Source organism: Vibrio sp. 2033, from assembly GCF_033339735.1.
In genome coordinates this window covers 1-681 of the sequence record NZ_JAWOVC010000385.1, presented here as the reverse complement: position 1 = coordinate 681, position 681 = coordinate 1, and the positions used below count along the sequence as shown (strand labels likewise).

Below are 681 nucleotides of genomic sequence, written 5' to 3'. Positions count from 1 at the left end.
TTTATTCTTCGTAACCTTGGCTATCACCAAGTGAAAGTCGAGAACGGGGATGAAACTGGCACGTTGCTGCTGACGGGCTACATCGATGACGCCAGCAAATGGAACCAAGTCGAACAAATTTTAGAACGCGATGTACCCGGTTTGGTCGCTTGGAAAGTCGAACTGCAGCGTGCAGGCGCGTACATGGACACATTAAAAGAGCTGCTCACCAACGCGGAGCTGCTTAAAAAAGTTCAATTAGTGACAAGTGGTGACCGCATTGAGGTACGTGGTGAATTAGACGACATCGAATCCACACGCTTTTACGGCGTGACTCGGGATTTTCGTGAGCAGTATGGTGAAAAGCCGTATCTGGTTTTGAAATCGATTCCCAAAGTCAGCAAAGGCACGGACATCGACTTCCCGTTTCGTAGCGTTAATTTTGGCCAAGTGCCATACGTCATTCTTACCGATAACGTTCGCTACATGGTAGGGGCTCGCACTCCGCAGGGTTATCGCATATCCAGCGTAACGCCAGCAGGGATTGAGCTGGTGAAAGGCGGGCGCGTTATCACTATTGAACTTGGATACGAAGGCGAGAAAAACCATGACAAATCTTGAACAGATTCTAAATAACGACCTAAGTGGCATTGAAGTGCAAAACATTAAGAGCAAGCTCTTACAAGCACAGGCAGCGGTAAA

General features: G+C 48.0%; 1 pseudogene. It reads left to right on the top strand.

Annotated features, from left to right (window positions below):
- Positions 1 to 600 (top strand): annotated as a pseudogene (gene vscD / locus R7P74_RS26745) (SctD family type III secretion system inner membrane ring subunit VscD); the annotation flags it as partial.
- Between the last annotated feature and the right edge of the window lie 81 nt (positions 601 to 681).